The sequence below is a fragment of the Streptomyces sp. NPDC058653 genome (assembly GCF_042716895.1).
Lineage (GTDB): Bacteria > Actinomycetota > Actinomycetes > Streptomycetales > Streptomycetaceae > Streptomyces.
The window spans coordinates 37326-53263 of record NZ_JBHXRM010000004.1 but is presented as its reverse complement, the minus strand read 5'-3'; the positions used below and the strand labels follow the sequence as shown (position 1 = coordinate 53263).

Sequence of the window (15938 nt, the reverse complement as noted above, 5' to 3'; positions counted from 1 at the left end):
ATCACGACGGCTGACCGGCGCCGTCGCCCTCCGGCCGCTCCGCCGGCTCCTGCACCGTGGCGACCCCCCGTATGCCGTACAGCGTCACGGCGGCGCAGAGCAGCGCGGGTACGGCCACCAGGACGAAGCAGAGGGCCGGTGGCACTCTGCCCACCAGCAGGCCCACGAAGGCCGTACCGCCCGAACTCCCCGCGTTCACCGCCGTGTTGACCCAGGCACCCGCCCGGGTGCGGGCACCGGGGGCGGCGGCCTCGTCCGCGATCAGATAGGCGGTGATCAGCGCCGGGGCGACGAAGAGCCCCACCAGGGCCGCCGCCGCGCCCAGCGCGTACACGTTCGGGGCGAGACCCGCGCCCGCCAGTGCGACGCCGAGCGCGGCACAGATGACGGCGAGCCTCGGCCGGGCCGCCGATCGCCAGGAGACGGCGCCGTTCGCCAGGCCGCCGACGGCGCTGCCGGCCGAGAGGGCGGCCAGTACCCAGGCCACCGCAGCGGGCCGGTGCCGGTCGTCGGTGAAGGCGACCACCAGCAGTTCGAGCCCGCCCAGACAGAGACCGACACCGGCGGCGGCCACGACCGGCTGCCCCGGACCGCGCGGCCGGGTGCGGGGCACAGGCTCGCGTGGCGCCCGCCCCCGCTCCCCCGCCCTCCGCCGTTCCGACGCCCGCACCGGGAAGGGGACGGGCGACAGGGCGAGCGCCACCGTCCCGACGAGCACGAGCGCGGCGCTGGCCGCGACTCCGGCCGCCGGCTCCAGGTACGCCACCAGGACCCCGACGAGCAGGGGGCCGGCGACCAGGAGCAGTTCCTCGGCGACACCGTCGAGGCTGTAGGCGCGCCGCAACATCCCCCGGTCCGGCAGCAGTTGCCCCCACAGGGTCCGCATCGTGGGGCCGAGCGGCGGCGCACAGGCCCCGGCGCAGGCGGCGAGCACCCCCACCAGCGCGCCCGAGGTGCCGGAGGTGCCAAACGCCCCCGCCCCGCCCGGCCCGCCGCCCTCCTTGGTGACCAGGGCGAGCACGGTCAGCAGCGCGGTGTACAGCGCGGCCATCGGTACGAGCCCCCGGCGCGGACCGTACCGGTCGACCAAGGAGGCCCGTACGGGCGAGAGCACGACACCGGTCGCGCCGAAGAGAGCGAGCGTGGTGCCGGCGACGGTGAAGGACCCCGTGGCGTCCTTCACGGACAGTACGAGGGAGAGCGACACCATCCCGTACGAGAGCCGGCCGAGCAGGGCGGCGGCGAAGGTGCTCAGGGCGTGCGGGGTCCGCAGGACAGCGGCGTACGAAGACATCGGTGCGGTTCCTCGGGGAGGGCGGCGCGATTCGGGCGCCGCGAGCCGTACAGGGACGCCGAAAGACCGCGACGGAAAGCCGTCGCGGTCTTCACGGGGTCCTACGCACGGAAGAGGAACACGCGGTCAAGCTAGCAGGCGGGCCGGGGATCACATGGCGCCCGAGAGTGCCTCGCGCACCCCGGCCCGCTCACCTCACGCGTTGGGGTCGAACGGGATACCGGCCGGCTTGGCCTTCACCAGGTGGCCGTTGAAGTTGCCGTCCTTGAGGCCGAAGACGGCGCTGCCGAAGTTGGCCTGGCTCAGCTTGTCGCGCAGACCGGCCGGGTAGCCGTTCCAGCCGACCAGGCTGGGGAACTGCCATGTCCCCTTGTGGTTCTCCGGCGGCTCGTCGTTGCTGTTCGCCGCGCGGAAGGCGTGCGTGCCTATGCCGTCCTTGTGGTAGACGACCTTCGCGTGCGTGCCGTCGAACCGCATCTGGTCACGGGTGTGGATGTCGAAATTGCCGTGGGCCGAGGTGGAGACGTACTGCACCTGGTCGTTCTGCACCCACACCACGACGTGCTCCCAGTCGTTGCGGTGCCCGCCGAGCCCGCTGCCGACCACGGCCTGGTCCTTCTCGAAGTACAGGCCGTACATGATGGCGCACCAGCCGTTGTTGCACTTGGCGCGCGAGTATCCGTTGGTGTTGTCGAGGTCCCAGGAGTCACGGCACTGGCCGTTGAGGGCACCACTCGGGTTCAGGCCCGGGTTGATGGTGCCGTCGGGGCCGATGGCCGGGGTGGAGTAGCAGCCGTCCGTGTCGTAGTCGAACGCCGGCTGGAACGTCTGCTCCAAGCCGTCGGCGTTGGCCGGAAGGGCGCTGGGGGGATCGGCTGCGAAAGCGCTGCCGGGAAACGCGATGATCAGCGCGAGGGCGCTGCCAAGCGTGAGTGAGATATTCCGGATGCGCGAGTTTTTCTTCACTGCGTCCTCCTGATCGACCGCAACGTGGGGGCGTCGGTCATTTTGACATGCTCGGATCAGCTTCTGGGTCGTTGTTGACCTATCGAGCGTCAGGAGGTGTCAGCATGATGAAAGATCAACCAATAGCGGGGGTGGGCGAGTTGGGCCTGCGCCGCTTGGGAGGCCTCGGTGTCCGCGGGGTGCCGTGGCGATGACATCGCGTTGACGTCCGGGCAAGGGAAGAGGGGCGCCCGGACCACGGACGCCCCTCCTCCACTATCGTCAAGTCGCCTGCCCCACGCGTTCGTCGGGGAGCCGCCCCTACCCCCGTGACGGCTCGGACCCCCAACCCCCCCGGACACGCGTGGCGTTACGGGGCCGGGACGGTCAGGACTTCAGAGCCTCCGCGATCGACTCGGCCAGCGGCGTCGTGGGGCGGCCCGAGAGACGGGCGAGGTCGCCCGTCGCGACCGCGAGGCGGCCACGCTCGATGGCCTTGTCCACATCCACGAGGACCGGGGCCATCGGCTCCGGCACGCCGGCACCCACGAGAATGCCCACCATGGTCTCGGCGGGGACGTTGTTGTAGACGATCGTGCGGCCGGTCTGGCGGGACAGCTCCGCCGCGTACTCGGCGAAGGACCACGCCGTGTCGCCGGAGAGCTCGTACGCCTTGTCGAGATGGCCCTCACCGGTCAGTACGGCGGCTGTCGCCGCGGCGTAGTCCGCCCGGGGGGCACTGGCGACGCGGCCCTCCCCCGCGGCGGCGACCACCGCGTCGTGCTCCAGCACGGGGGCGAGGTTCCCGGTGTAGTTCTCGGTGTACCAGCCGTTGCGCAGGAAGGTGTACGGCAGCCCGGACTCCAGGATCAGGCGCTCGGTCTCCTTGTGGTCGGCGGCAAGGTCGAAGTCGGCGTCGGGGCCGCCCAGTACACCCGTGTACGCCAGTTGCGCCACGCCCGCCGCCCGCGCGGCGTCGATGACGGCGGTGTGCTGCCGCACCCGGCGGCCGTCCACGCTGCTGCTGGAGATGAACAGGACGCGGTCGCCCGCCCGGAAGGCGTCCGCGAGGGTCGCGGGGCTGTCGTAGTCCGCGATCCGCACCTCGACACCGAGCGCCGCCAGGGGCGCGGCCTTCTCCGGGTCCCGCGCGACGGCGACGATCCCGGCGGCCGGCACGGCCGAGGTCAGAAGGGACTCGATGACAAGACGGCCGAGGTGTCCGGTCGATCCGGTGACGACGATGCTCATGAGGTGGTTACCCATTTCATATATCTGGTTACGGTTGGAGCCGTTTCGAGCTCGCTCCACCAACGATATGGATCGCACTTACTTTGAGGAAGTACCCACCTTGAAGTAAGGTACCGATATGAGCGAAAGCGTCACGTTGCCCAATGTGAACCGGCAGATGTGCCCCTCCCGGCTGGTGCTGGAGCACGTCACCAGCCGATGGGGTGTGCTGGTGCTGGCCGCGCTGCTGGAGCGCTCGCACCGCTTCAGCGAGCTGCGCCGCCAGATCGGCGGGGTCAGCGAGAAGATGCTCGCCCAGACGCTCCAGACCCTGGAACGGGACGGCTTCGTCCACCGGGACGCCAAGCCCGTGATCCCGCCGCGCGTGGACTACTCGCTGACGGACCTGGGCCGGGAGGCGGCCGAGCAGGTGTGGCAGCTGGCGCGCTGGACGGAGCGGCGGCTGGACGCGGTGTTCACGGCCCGCGAGGAGTACGACGAGGCACGCGCCGCCGCCGCGCGGGCCGAGGCGCGTTGACGCCAGGCCCTTCCTTCGCAACCGCGATCACCACAGGACCCGCATACAGGTGATCGCGGGCACGCCCGCGCACGAGAGCGCGAACGCGGCCCGTCGCACACCGTCCCCCGCCACACCGTCGCGCTCCCTCTCCACCCCCGGACGCCCCATCGTCGCCTCCACAGATCCCACACACCTTTTGATGAATCATCAGAAAGTTCTAGAGATTCGTACCGAACCTCTGGACAGTCCCCACGCGGCGCTCTAATGTCTCGGCCCACCGAGACATGCGTTTCGTCGCGGTAACACCGCAGCCCATCGGCGCTCGCTCGAACGCCCTTGACCCCACGAGTCTTTCCACGTCTCTCCCCCCATGGCCGGGCCACCGCCCGTCACGAGGCGCCGCGCGACCGCCGTCACGGCGGTCGTCGCTCACGCACCGTGCAGCACCCCCGTCGGACGACGGGGAAACCGGCCGGGTCACCGACCCTGCCGTGACCGCAGCGGAAGGGAAGCGACATGAAGATCCGTACTTTCATCGCCACGGCCTCACTGGTGGCATCCGGGAGCCTGGTGGCCTTCTCCGGCTCCGCCCAGGCCGCTCTCTACACCACCTGCGTCGGTGACGGCGGGGCCGTGACCGTCAGCAACGACCTGGTCGTACCGGCCGGGAAGTCCTGCACCCTCACCGGCACGAGGGTCAAGGGCACGGTGACGGTCGAGGCCGGCGCCGACCTCGTGGCGGCGGGAGCGACCTTCAACAGCGCGGTCACCGTCGAGGAGAACGCCTACCTCGACCTCACCGACACCACGGTCAAGGGCGCGCTGACCACCGAGTCCGCGTTCGGCACGCACCTGGAGGAGACCACCGTCAAGTCGGTCGACGCCACCGAGGGATTCCTCTACACGGTCGACTCGACGGTCAGCGGGAACATCAGCAGCAGGACCGGCGAGCTGTACGTCTCCGGCAGCACCCTCGGCGGCTCGGTGACCGGTGAGAACAACCAGTACACCGACGTGTACGACTCCACCGTCAAGGGCGCGCTCACCGTCAACGGCAACATCCTCGGCGGTGTGTTCTGCGAGAGCGAGGTGTACGGCGCCGCCACGTACGCGACCAACGCCGACGTCCTCCAGATCGGCGGCGAGGGCCTGCTCGGGAACTGCGCGGGTGCCTCCTACTTCGGCGGCAACCTCGCGTTCACCGACAACACCGCCGAAGCCGTGCTCGACAACGCGATCGTGCGCGGCTCACTCACCGCGACCGGCAACAACCCCGTCCTGGTCGTGGGTGACTCGGCGCGTATCCGCGGCAAGGTCACCGGCGAGACCGCCGACGCCGGCGCGTCGTCCGCCCGTTCGGCCAAGAGGGCCGCGCCGCAGGACCGGGGCGCCGACCTCGCCGAGAAGGCCGCCGAGCGTGCCGCCGCCGCGCGGGCCGACGCCCACGAAGCGGGCAGGTCCAGCCTCTGATCCGGTGCGCCCGGTGCTGCCGCGCGCGGCGGCACACCTCCAACCGGCCACTGCCCGGCCTCGGTTGGAACAGCGTCGAGCAACGCCACACCCTCACGTACCACCAGCAGCCCGACCCACCGCACCACCCGCACCACGATCCGCACCACCCACGGCACTCGTAGCGACGCGACCGGCAGGAAACGGCGACCGCCCCGTCGCCGTTCCTCCTCCCCTCCGCTCGGCGTCCTTCCCCTCCCGCCGGTGAACCGGCCGGAACTCCGCCGACGCACTCGCCACGCCGCCCCTCGGCCGTAGCGGCGCGCGCACCGCAGAGCAGCAGCTCCGGTCGCGCGCGCCCCCGGTCCTACCTTCCTCTCCTCATTCCCAGGAGTGACCGTGAGCCATATCCGCAAGTCCTTCGACCGCAGGGACTTCCTGCGCGCCACCGCCGGAACCACCGTCGCCCTCGCCGCCGCCTCCGTCACAGGCGCCACCGCGGCCTCCGCCGCCCCGGCCCGGGCCGGTCTGTCCATCCCCAAGGACCGGATCGGCATCCAGCTCTACAGCATCCGCGACAAGGTCAGTTCGCTCGGCTTCGCCGTCGTCCTCGCGGAGCTCGCGCGGATCGGCTACCAGGAGATCGAGTTCGCCGGATACACCCAGAACACCTCCATCCTGGGCCGGCAGATCACCCTCCCGGAGATCCGCACACTGCTCGACGACAACGGACTGCGCGCGGTCGGCAGCCATGTCGGCATCGGCAACCTCCGCTCCAACCTCCAGGGCGAGCTCGACGCCGCCGAGATCCTCGGCATGCCCCACGTGGGCACGGCCAACGCGCCGTCGAACCTCAACACCGTCGCCGGCTACCGCGCCGCCGCCGACGAGTTCAACGTCTGGGGCGCCGCCGCCACCGCGCGCGGTCTCAAGCTCTACCAGCACAACCACGCGGGCGAGTTCGCGTTCGCGACGGACCAGCCGTCGGTCCGGCTGTACGACGTGTTCCTCAAGAACACCGACCCGCGTCACGTCTATCTGGAGCTGGACATCTACTGGGCGTACGTGGGCCAGTACCGCTGGCCCGGATTCGACCCGGCCGCCTATGTGCGCAACCAGCCCTACCGCTACCCGCTGTTCCACATGAAGGACGGCGACGCCAACGCGGCGAACGCCAACGGCTTCGACATCGTCGAGTTCGGTGCCGGAGACCTGCCGTACGAGAAGTTCATCCGCGACATCGGGCCGCGCGCCTCGCACGTGGGCATCTGGGAGCAGGACACCGCGCCCAACACGCAGCCGAATCCGCCGGGTTCGCTCGGTGCGGCGGAGCGCAGCTTCACGGCGCTCAAGGGCCTCCTCGGCTGAGCAGCTCCCTCTGAAGCAGCTCCCTCTGAAGAACAGGGCCGGGCGCCGCCGGGCGCGGCGGCGCCCGGCCCTGTTCCCTCCCGCTCCTTCCGCCAGCGATCGAGGAGACGCATCGCCGTGCACCGCACCCTGAGACGCCTGATCACAGGGGTCCTGCTCGTGGCACTGCCCGCGCTGGGCGGTGTGGCCGTCGCGCCCGCCGCCCAGGCGCACCCCGGCCACGAACACGCCCTGGACTGGTCGAACTACGAGAAGGTCACCCTGACGAAGGACACCGGCGAGCCGATCGACCTCGCCGTGCTGCCCGACAGCCGGGTCCTGCACACCGCCCGCAACGGAGACGTCCGGCTCACCGACCCCGGCACGGGTGTCACGAAGGTCGTCAACCACATCGACGTGTACCAGAACTCCGAGATGGGGTTGCAGACGGTCACGCTCGACCCGGACTTCGCCACCAACAGGTGGGTGTACCTCTACTACTCGCCGCCGCTGAACACCCCGGCCGGCTCCGCGCCGCAGCAGTTGCCGGCCGGGCAGACCGACGCGTACTGGAAGCAGTGGGAGGGTTACGACACCCTGACCCGCTTCAAGTGGACCGGCGACAAGCTCGACCTCTCCACCGCGCAGGAGATCATCCGGGTCGACGTCAACCGGGGCCAGTGCTGCCATGTCGCGGGCGACGTGGACTTCGACAGCAAGGGGAACCTGTACCTCGCGACCGGCGGCAACACGCCGGCGTCGGGCCCGAACGTCAACGGGTACACCCCGATCAACGACGCGGCGGGCTACAACCCGGGGCTCGACGAGCGCCGTGGCGCGGGCAACACCAACGACCTGCGGGGCAAGATCCTGCGGATCGACGTCCAGGAGGACGGCGGTTACACCATCCCGGAGGGGAATCTCTTCGCGCCGGGCACGGCGAAGACCCGTCCCGAGATCTTCGTGATGGGACTGCGCAACCCCTTCCGGCTGGCGGTGGACCCCAGGACCGACGCCGTGATGTGGGGCGACTACGGCCCCGACGCCGGTACGGCCGACCCGAACCGCGGTCCGATGGGCTACGTCGAGTGGCAGTCCACGACCAAGCCCCTGAACAGCGGCTGGCCGTTCTGCACGGGTGACAACACCAAGCCCTACCGGGACTTCGACTTCGCCACCCTCACGCCGGGCCCCGCCTTCGACTGCGCGGCGCCGGTCAACGACTCGCGCTGGAACACCGGTCTGACCGAGCTGCCCGCCTCCGCGCCGGCCACGCTCTGGTACGGCGACAAGGACAGCGACCAGCCGTGGCCCGAGCTGACGGCCTTCCGCGGTCCCGGCGGTCCGGGCGGACAGGCCCCGATGGGCGGTCCGGTCTACCACTACGACGCGGACAACCCCTCGCCGGGCAAGTTCCCCGAGTACTGGGACGGCAAGGCGTTCTTCGCGGAGTTCTCCCAGGACTACGTGGCCGCGCTCACGCTCGACGGTCCCGACGGGCCGGTGAGCAAGCTGGAGAACGTGCTGCCCAACAGCGAGCGTTCGCAGAACGGCATCCCGCAGTGGGACAACCCGATGGACCTGGAGTTCGGCCCCGACGGCGCGCTCTACGTGCTCGACTACGGCGACGGCTTCTTCCGGCAGAACCCCGACGCGGGTCTCTACCGGATCGACTACGCCGAGGGCAACAAGGCTCCCACCGCGGTGATCAAGGCCGACAGGACGTCCGGCCAGGCCCCGTTGGAGGTCTCGTTCAGCGCCACCGGCTCCAGTGACCCGGAGAACGGCGACCTCACCTACCAGTGGGACCTCGACGGCGACGGCACCTTCGACGCCACCGGGCCCACGGTCAACCGCACCTATCCCGAGAACGGGCAGTTCCAGGCCCGGCTCAAGGTCTCCGACCCGCAGGGCAAGTTCGGCCTGACGAGCCGTCAGATCACGGTGGGCAACACGGCGCCGACGGTACGGATCACCTCGCCGCCCGACGGCGGGTTCTTCAACTGGGGCGACGCCGTGCCGTACGGCGTAGCCGTCGAGGACCCGGAGGACGGCAGCACGCCGGACTGTGCCAAGGCCGCGTGGACCTTCGGTCTGGGGCACAACCAGCACGGGCACCCGGTCAACAGCGGTACCGGCTGCACGGGCGGGGTCGCGACCCCGGCCGACGCGGGGCACGGAGACACCGAGAACGTCTTCGGTGTCCTCGGGATCACCTACACCGACAAGGGTCACGGAGGCGTGCCGGCGGCGACCGGTGACGCCCAGGTGGTGCTCAACCCGGCGCTGACGCAGGGCGAGCACTACGACTCGGCCGAAGGCGTCACGATCACGGACGACACCACGGCGTCCGGACAGCGCAAGCTGACCTCGTTCGACGCGGGCGACTGGATCGCGTACGACCCGGTGTCGTTCGCCGGGATCGACGGGGTCAAGACCCGTGCGAGCGGCGCCGGTTCGCTGGCGCTGCGCTGGGGATCGGCGGACGCGGAGCCGTTCGCGACGGTGTCCGTGCCGGCCGGCGAGGGCTGGCAGAGCGTCACCACCGCCCTGGGGAACGCTCCTTCGGGGTCGGGCGAGCTCTTCGTCACCTCCTCCGGCGGTGTCGAGCTGGACTCGCTGACCTTCCAGGGCGCGGGAGTCGCGGACAAGACCGCGCCCAAGGTCACCGCCACGCTCAACCCGCCCCGGCCGAACGGTGACGACGGCTGGTACACCGGCAACGTGTCGCTGGCGGTCTCGGCGACCGACAACGGGACGGTCGCGAGCCGGCAGTACTCGGTCGACGGCGGGACGACGTGGCAGTCGGCCAACGCGGCCGTCACGCTCTCCAGGGAGGGTGCCACCACCGTCCGCTACCGGGCGACCGACAACGGCGGCAACGTCTCGGAGGTGGGCTCGCTCACCGTACGGATCGACCGCACCGGTCCGACCGTCACGGCCACCGGTATCGACGCCGACGGCGTCTACGGTGACTCCGCGCGACCGACGCCGGTCTTCTCGGCTGCGGACACGGTCTCGGGGGTCGCCGGCACGACGGCGACGGTCGACGGCAAGGCCGTCGGCTCCGGGCAGGCACTGGAACTGTGGCGGCTGCCGCTGGGGAGCCACGACCTCACGGTCAGGGCCCGCGACAAGGCGGGCAACACCACCACGAGGACGGTGCCCTTCACCACCCGTACCTCCTACGCGGACATCCGCGCGCTGATCGCCCACCTGCGGACCGACGGCCTGGTCACGGCGCAGGGACAGCAGCGGCTGACCGTACGGCTCGGGCAGGCCGAGGCGCACGCCGAAGCGGGCCGGACCAGCCAGGCCGCGGCCGTGCTGGAGTCGTTCGCCGGCTACACGGCCGATGCCGCCCTGGTGCCGGACAGCGCGGCGGGTACGGCCCTGGCACGGGACGCGCGGGCGCTGAAGGGAGGCGCCGCCGGCTGACGCCGGGAGGTGTGCCGGACTGCCCCGCTCCCACCGGGCGGGGCAGTTCCGTGCCCGGAGTCCGTCGGGGCCCTGCGGTCCTGGCGGAGCGGGTTCCGTCAACAGGGCGGCAACTTTCGGTCATGTGTGAAAAAGTTGCCCAGGAGCGTGGGGGACACGGAGCGCCGTCCGCCCGCAGGGCAGGGCGGCCAGGGGCCGGGGGCGCGGACTCCGGCGCGCGAGCGCACCTGCTGGGGCCCGGCCTCGCGGCCGGGACCGGCGGGCCCCGCACGTGGACGCCGACGACGGACGGTCCCGCCCTCCGTGAGCACGAGCCGCGCCGGGCGGTACGGTGCCGGCGCCCCGCACCGCCCGCAAGGCCCCGTGACGACTGCCGACAGCCGCACCCAGGCGTCCAGAGGAAGTGAGCCCGTGAGCATCCAGTACCGCGTGTTGAGTCTGCTGCGGGACAACGGCCCGCTCTCCCGCGCCCAGCTCGCGGACCGGCTGGAGGTCCCCCGCCCGCGGCTGCTCGGCGAGCTCGACCGTATGGTCGCCGCCGGGCGTGTCCGCGAGGCGGGCCCCGCCGCCTCGCGCGGCGGACGGCGCTCCACGCTCGTCCAGCTCGACCCCGGTCTGCGGTTCGCCGCGATCGATCTGGGGGCCAGTTCCGTCGACATCGAGATCACCGACGGCGCGCTCGCACCGGTCGCCTCCTGCTCGGAGCCGGCCGACATCCGGTCCGGGCCGGTCGCGGTGCTCGGGCGTGTCACCGAGCTGCTGCGCGCGATGGCCGACCAGGGTCACTACACACGGCTCGACGCGATCGGTATCGGGCTGCCGGGACCGGTCAGCTTCCGGGAGGGCGTCCCGGTCTCACCGCCGATCATGGTGGGCTGGAACCGCTACCCCGTACGCGACACCCTCGCCCGTGAACACGGCTGTCCCGTCGTCGTCGACAACGACGTCAACGTGATGTCCCTCGGCGAGCAGCACAGCGGGGTCGCGAAGACGGTCGACCATCTGCTCTTCGTGAAGATCGGCAGCGGTATCGGCTCCGGCATGCAGCACCACGGCCGTATCTACCGGGGCGCGGAGGGCTGCGCGGGGGACATCGGGCATGTCCAGGTGGACGCGGAGTCGGACGGGCCCGTCTGTTCCTGCGGGAACACCGGCTGTCTGGAGGCGTACTTCGGCGGGGTGGCGCTGGCCAGGGACGCCACGGCTGCCGCGACCTCGGGCCAGTCCCCCGCCCTCGCCGAACGACTCGCGGAGCGGGGGGTGCTGACCGCCCTGGATGTCGCGGAGTGCGCGGACGGCGGAGACAACACGAGCGTCAATCTCGTCCGGGCCGGCGGCCACCGGGTCGGGCAGGTGCTCGCCACCCTGGTCAGCTTCATGAATCCGTCGATGATCGTGATCGGCGGCGGTCTGACCGGGCTCGGCTATCCGCTGCTCGCCGAGATCCGCAGCGTCGTCTACAAACGCTCGCTGCCCCTCGCCACGGGCAATCTGCCGATCGTGATGTCCGAGCTCGGCCCGCGCGCGGGCGTCGTGGGCGCGGCGCTGCTGGCGAGCGAACTCGCGTACGGCGGCGAGGCGGGCGCGGGAGCCGCCTGACCGGCCCGTAACCCGTCCGGTCGCCCCCGCCCCGCCCGTGTCGTCCCTCTGGCGCCTCCGGGTGGCCGCCCGGCACACCGTCGGTCACCATGACCGGAGCCGGTCCGGGTACACGCGTCGGTGAGGCCGATCGCGAGGGCCGCCGGAGGAGGAGAGCCGACATGATCGATGCCGTGGACATCCGTGAATGGCGTACCAAGGACGTCGTCGACACCGACGGGCGCAAGATCGGGTCGCTGGAGGCGGTCTACGTCGACACCCGTACCGACGAGCCGTCCGTGGCGACCGTGCTGGTCGGCATGCCGACCCGGCACCGCCTGGTCTTCGTCCCGCTCTCGGGAGCCGTCGTGGGGCCGGACTATGTGAGGGTCAACTACGCGAAGGCCGTCGTGAAGGACGCGCCGTCCATGGGGACGGACGATGTGCTGCCGGCCGAGGACGAGAAGGCCGTGTTCTCCCACTACGACCTTCCCTACGAGCCGGGCCCCAGCGGCGAGCGCCAGCTCGCCCGCCGCTGACCACCTCCCGGAAGGGCCCGGCGATGGTGGTCGTCGTGCCGGAATCACTCCGATGAGTTTCCGCTGCCGCGCCGGTCTCTACGCTGGAGACCGACTGACGGAAGGCATGGAGCGATGCGGAAACTGCACTACGGCATGAACCTGAGTCTGGACGGCTACATCGCCGCGCCCGGCGACGACCTCGGCTGGAGCGCGCCGAGTGACGAACTGTTCCAGTGGTGGCTCGACGAGGAGCGGGCGATCGAGCTGTTGATGTACGGGCGCAAGCTGTGGGAGATCATGAGTTCCCACTGGCCGACCGGCGACCAGCAGCCGGACGCCACCCCGGCGCAGATCGACTTCGCTCGGAACTGGCGGGACACACCGAAGGTGGTGTTCTCGTCGACGATCGACAAGGTCGACTGGAACACCCGCCTGGTCACCGGCGACGCGATCGCGGAGATCACCCGGCTCAAGGCCGAGGACGGCGGGCCGATGCGGGTCGGCGGCGCGGCGCTCGGCGGGGCGGCCATGCGGGCCGGGCTGATCGACGAGTACGCGATCATCACCCATCCGGTCCTGGTGGGTGGCGGCACACCGTTCTTCAGCCCGCTGGACAGCTGGGTCAACCTGAATCTGGTGGAGACGCGGACGTTTCCCGGCGGGGTGGTCCTGAACAGGTACGAGACGAGGCGCTGAGCGCGGTCCCTCCCGGGGCTCCCGCGCCGCGCGCTACCCCTTCGACGGAACGCCGCTGTTCTCGGCGTGGACGAAGGCCTTCACGGCCGTGGCCGCCGCCCGCTCCACCAGGGACACGCCCGTGCGGTAGGTGGCCTGTCCGTCCGACAGGACCGCGACGAGCAGGGTGTGGCCGTCGTAGCGGACGCTGCCAATGCTGTTGACGTCCCAGAGTCCGGTCGCGCTGCGCGGGAGCCAGCCGTTCTTCAGCACCGGTGCGGCGGCGGCCTTCCCCGCGCCGTTTCCGGCGGCGGATATCCCCCACCGCTGGTCCTTCTCGACCGTGCTCATCAGTGTCCGCAGATAGGAGCGCGACTGCGTGGTCAGGGGGGAGTGGCCGTCACCGAGAACGGCCTCCAGGAGCACCATCTGGTCGGCCGCCGTCGTGCGGGTCAGGCCCCAGTGGCCGTCCGGGTCGGTGTGGGTGGCCTTCAGGCCGAGGCGCTTGTTGGCGGCGTCCAGGCCCTCCGGCCCGCCGATGGCCTTCCAGAGGGCGTCCGTCGCGTCGTTGTCGCTGCTTCGGATCATCGCCGAGGCGAGCCTCTGCTGGTGGGCGCCGAGGGGCTCGCCACGGTCCTGGGCGCCGAGCAGGAGGGCCGCGAGGATGTCGACCTTGACGATGCTGGCCGTGTCGTAGGCCCCGCCGCCGCCGTACTGGGCGGCGTTCCCGCCGTTCAGGTCCTGGACGGCGACGGTGTAGCGGCCCTTGCTCGCGGGCACGGCGTCCAGCGCCGCGCGCATCGCGGCGTCGACCGCATGGGCCGCCCTCGGGGCGGACTCCCCGGGGGCTTGCGGTCCGGCGGCGGGCGCCGTGACGGCCCTGGCCGGCTCGCCGGGCGTGTCGGCCATGGCGAGCACCGGGCCCGGCACCGTCACGGCGAGGGCGAGTGCGGCTACGGCCAGAGGCGGCAGCCTGCGAATTCTGGACACTCTTCGCACGGTAGGGAACGCGCTTCACCAGCGGATGAGAGATGTCTGAATGTTCGCTGAGAGCGTTTTTCAGCCACCGTGTGTTGCGTCACAGGGGCGCCGTCGTCCGGCCGGCGGCCGAGCCGGGTGCCCCCGGGTCGGCCGCCGGTCACTCGTTCAGCAGGTCAGGTCGCGGCCCGGAGGGGTGCGCAGCACGCGCGTGAACTGCTTGTACAGCTCGACGCGGTGTTCCATCTGCGCCGGATTGCCGCCGTTGCACTCGGCGGACCCGTTGAGGCTCCAGATCGTCTGTCCGAAGCCCTTCTTGTTCACCATCGCGTCGTGGCCGGTCATCGTGCCCGGTCCGGACTGGGTGTTCCAGTACCAGAGGGCCGTCATCCAGGCCACGGCCGGATCGGTCTCGACCAGCCATGGATTGTTGAGCAGGTCGAGGCCGAGCGCGTCGCCGGCGGCCTTGTAGTTGAAGTTCCAGCTCAGCATGATCGCGCCGCGCCCGTAGTAGGCGTCCCGCCCGGCCGGGCAGCCGTAGGGCTGGGTGTCGTCGCAGAAGATCGGGTACATGTCGGGGTTCTGCGACACCACGTAGAACAGCCCGCCGGTCTCGTGGCTGATGTTGGCGAGGAAGGCCGCCGCTTCCTGCTTGCGGGTCTTGGCGCTGCCGGTGTTCGCGAAGCCGGGGTACGCCTTGGTGGCCTCGACGAGGCCGTCGTACGTGAAGAACGGGTCCCGGTCCGGGAACATCCGCTCGAACTGGGCCTCGCCGACGACGAATCGCGGCTTGTGGTGCCCGCCTCGCGCTTCGCCGGCCGCGCCCGTCGCGCCCCGGCCGCTCTCGCTCCGGGAGGGCTGGGCGGCGGCCGGCAGCGCGGCGGTGAGCAGACCGCAGACCAGCAGCAGGGCGGCCATGACAGCCGTGGTGCCTCTTCTCAACACTGTCGCTTCACTCCTGAACGGTGTGGGGGCAGGCGTTCCGGGACCGGCGCCCATCCACAACTGCCTTATGGAAGTGCGCAGTTGGAGGGACGCCGCAGCGCAGAGGCTACGGGCAGCGACCCCTCCCTGGAAAGGTCCATACCAATTCTTGGGAGAACGGAGACGTCCGCTTCCCGCCGAGCGAGCCGGGCGGGCCGCCGGGGAGGCCCTAAGCTCGGCCAATGGCCAAGTATTTCGACGTACACCCCGAGAACCCCCAGCGCCGCACCATCACCAGCGTGGCCGAGAGCATCAGGTCCGGCGCGCTCATCGCGTACCCGACCGACTCCTGCTACGCGTTGGGCTGCCAGTTGGGCAGCCGGGACGGCATCAGCCGGATCCGGTCCATCCGGGATCTCGACGACCGTCACCACTTCACCCTGGTCTGCCAGAACTTCGCGCAGCTCGGCCAGTTGGTGCAGATCGACAACGACGTGTTCCGCGCGATCAAGGCGGCGACGCCCGGCAGTTACACCTTCATCCTGCCGGCGACCAAGGAGGTGCCGCGTCAACTGCTGCACCCGAAGAAGAAGACGGTCGGAGTCCGTATCCCGGACCATGTCGTCGCGCAGGCCCTGCTGGCGGAGCTCGGTGAGCCGCTGCTCTCCAGCACACTGCTGCTGCCCGACGACGGTGAGCCGATGACCCAGGGCTGGGAGATCAAGGAACGGCTCGACCATGTGCTCGACGTCGTGGTCGACTCGGGCGACTGCGGGACCGAGCCGACCACCGTCATCGACTTCTCCGAGGGCGAGCCGGAGATCGTACGCAGAGGGGCGGGCGACCCCGCGCGCTTCGAGTAGGAGCGGACGGCGGGCACGGGCCGGGTGGCGAGGCGGCGCAGGGGCCGGGCACGGGCGGGGCGGTGCGGGTCGGCTCTCGCGTCGCCGACCCGTGCCCGCGCCTTTACGCTGGTCTGAGCCTGTCCGGACCCTGCTCCCGACCGCGCCGATCGACCGTCCGGGCGGAGGAAGGAAGT

The 15938-nt window shown here is 71.0% G+C and carries 14 protein-coding genes; 8 read left to right on the top strand and 6 right to left on the bottom strand.

Translation table 11 applies throughout. From position 1 onward, the window contains the following. Position 1: 1 nt before the first annotated feature. From ACFWU9_RS05020 to ACFWU9_RS05010, 3 genes are all read right to left on the bottom strand, one after another. Positions 2-1294: an MFS transporter gene (locus ACFWU9_RS05020; RefSeq protein WP_384314969.1), complete on the bottom strand. Its 1293-nt coding sequence runs from the start codon at positions 1292-1294 to the stop codon at positions 2-4. Between the two features lie 195 nt (positions 1295-1489). Beyond that, positions 1490-2260, bottom strand: a complete 771-nt coding sequence (locus ACFWU9_RS05015) for an NPP1 family protein (protein WP_384314968.1) — start codon at positions 2258-2260, stop codon at positions 1490-1492. A 366-nt stretch (positions 2261-2626) separates the two neighbouring features. Then, a complete protein-coding gene (locus ACFWU9_RS05010) occupies positions 2627-3490 on the bottom strand; it encodes an SDR family oxidoreductase (RefSeq protein WP_384314967.1) in 864 nt (287 codons plus the stop codon). A 118-nt stretch (positions 3491-3608) separates the two neighbouring features. Between ACFWU9_RS05010 and ACFWU9_RS05005 the strand changes: the two genes are divergently transcribed. Beyond that, the gene (locus ACFWU9_RS05005) at positions 3609-4007 is read left to right on the top strand and encodes a winged helix-turn-helix transcriptional regulator (RefSeq protein WP_384314966.1); all 399 of its coding nucleotides are present in this window, start codon (positions 3609-3611) and stop codon (positions 4005-4007) included. Between the two features lie 27 nt (positions 4008-4034). On the opposite strand, the gene ACFWU9_RS05000 is transcribed toward ACFWU9_RS05005, so the two are convergent. Further along, positions 4035-4178 carry a hypothetical protein gene (locus ACFWU9_RS05000; RefSeq protein WP_384314965.1) on the bottom strand — a complete coding sequence of 48 codons (144 nt, stop codon included), beginning with the start codon at positions 4176-4178 and terminating at the stop codon, positions 4035-4037. Between the two features lie 327 nt (positions 4179-4505). Between ACFWU9_RS05000 and ACFWU9_RS04995 the strand changes: the two genes are divergently transcribed. The 6 genes from ACFWU9_RS04995 to ACFWU9_RS04970 all read left to right on the top strand — a co-directional run bounded on the left by ACFWU9_RS04995 (position 4506) and on the right by ACFWU9_RS04970 (position 13018). After that, positions 4506-5459 carry a hypothetical protein gene (locus ACFWU9_RS04995; RefSeq protein WP_384314964.1) on the top strand — a complete coding sequence of 318 codons (954 nt, stop codon included), beginning with the start codon at positions 4506-4508 and terminating at the stop codon, positions 5457-5459. Positions 5460-5837: 378 nt separating this feature from the next. Then, positions 5838-6806, top strand: a complete 969-nt coding sequence (locus ACFWU9_RS04990; protein WP_384314963.1) for a sugar phosphate isomerase/epimerase family protein — start codon at positions 5838-5840, stop codon at positions 6804-6806. Positions 6807-6923: 117 nt separating this feature from the next. Further along, complete coding sequence (locus ACFWU9_RS04985; RefSeq protein WP_384314962.1) at positions 6924-10223, top strand: PQQ-dependent sugar dehydrogenase; 3300 nt, start codon at positions 6924-6926, stop codon at positions 10221-10223. A 411-nt stretch (positions 10224-10634) separates the two neighbouring features. Further along, a complete protein-coding gene (locus ACFWU9_RS04980) occupies positions 10635-11822 on the top strand; it encodes an ROK family transcriptional regulator (protein WP_384314961.1) in 1188 nt (395 codons plus the stop codon). Between the two features lie 161 nt (positions 11823-11983). Then, on the top strand, positions 11984-12340 hold the full coding sequence (locus ACFWU9_RS04975; RefSeq protein WP_384314960.1) for a PRC-barrel domain-containing protein: 357 nt from the start codon (positions 11984-11986) through the stop codon (positions 12338-12340). Positions 12341-12454: 114 nt separating this feature from the next. Then, entirely contained in the window at positions 12455-13018 is a 564-nt protein-coding gene (locus tag ACFWU9_RS04970; RefSeq protein WP_384314959.1) for a dihydrofolate reductase family protein, read from the top strand. Between the two features lie 33 nt (positions 13019-13051). On the opposite strand, the gene ACFWU9_RS04965 is transcribed toward ACFWU9_RS04970, so the two are convergent. Further along, a complete protein-coding gene (locus ACFWU9_RS04965; RefSeq protein WP_384314958.1) occupies positions 13052-13987 on the bottom strand; it encodes a serine hydrolase in 936 nt (311 codons plus the stop codon). Positions 13988-14143: 156 nt separating this feature from the next. After that, positions 14144-14893 (bottom strand): chitinase, encoded by a 750-nt coding sequence (locus ACFWU9_RS04960; protein WP_384314957.1) that lies wholly within the window; start codon positions 14891-14893, stop codon positions 14144-14146. A 248-nt stretch (positions 14894-15141) separates the two neighbouring features. Here ACFWU9_RS04960 and ACFWU9_RS04955 point away from each other — a divergent pair, with 248 nt between their 5' ends. Then, positions 15142-15762, top strand: a complete 621-nt coding sequence (locus ACFWU9_RS04955; RefSeq protein WP_384314956.1) for an L-threonylcarbamoyladenylate synthase — start codon at positions 15142-15144, stop codon at positions 15760-15762. The last annotated feature ends 176 nt before the right edge of the window (positions 15763-15938 follow it).

Excerpts from the sequence above, each read along its gene's own strand:
- ACFWU9_RS05020 (WP_384314969.1), bottom strand. The coding sequence starts at position 1,294 with ATGTCTTCGTACGCCGCTGTCCTGCGGACCCCGCACGCCCTGAGCACC.
- ACFWU9_RS05010 (WP_384314967.1), bottom strand. The coding sequence starts at position 3,490 with ATGAGCATCGTCGTCACCGGATCGACCGGACACCTCGGCCGTCTTGTC.
- ACFWU9_RS05005 (WP_384314966.1), top strand. The coding sequence starts at position 3,609 with ATGAGCGAAAGCGTCACGTTGCCCAATGTGAACCGGCAGATGTGCCCC.
- ACFWU9_RS04995 (WP_384314964.1), top strand. The coding sequence starts at position 4,506 with ATGAAGATCCGTACTTTCATCGCCACGGCCTCACTGGTGGCATCCGGG.
- ACFWU9_RS04975 (WP_384314960.1), top strand. The coding sequence starts at position 11,984 with ATGATCGATGCCGTGGACATCCGTGAATGGCGTACCAAGGACGTCGTC.
- ACFWU9_RS04970 (WP_384314959.1), top strand. The coding sequence starts at position 12,455 with ATGCGGAAACTGCACTACGGCATGAACCTGAGTCTGGACGGCTACATC.
- ACFWU9_RS04960 (WP_384314957.1), bottom strand. The coding sequence starts at position 14,893 with ATGGCCGCCCTGCTGCTGGTCTGCGGTCTGCTCACCGCCGCGCTGCCG.
- ACFWU9_RS04955 (WP_384314956.1), top strand. The coding sequence starts at position 15,142 with ATGGCCAAGTATTTCGACGTACACCCCGAGAACCCCCAGCGCCGCACC.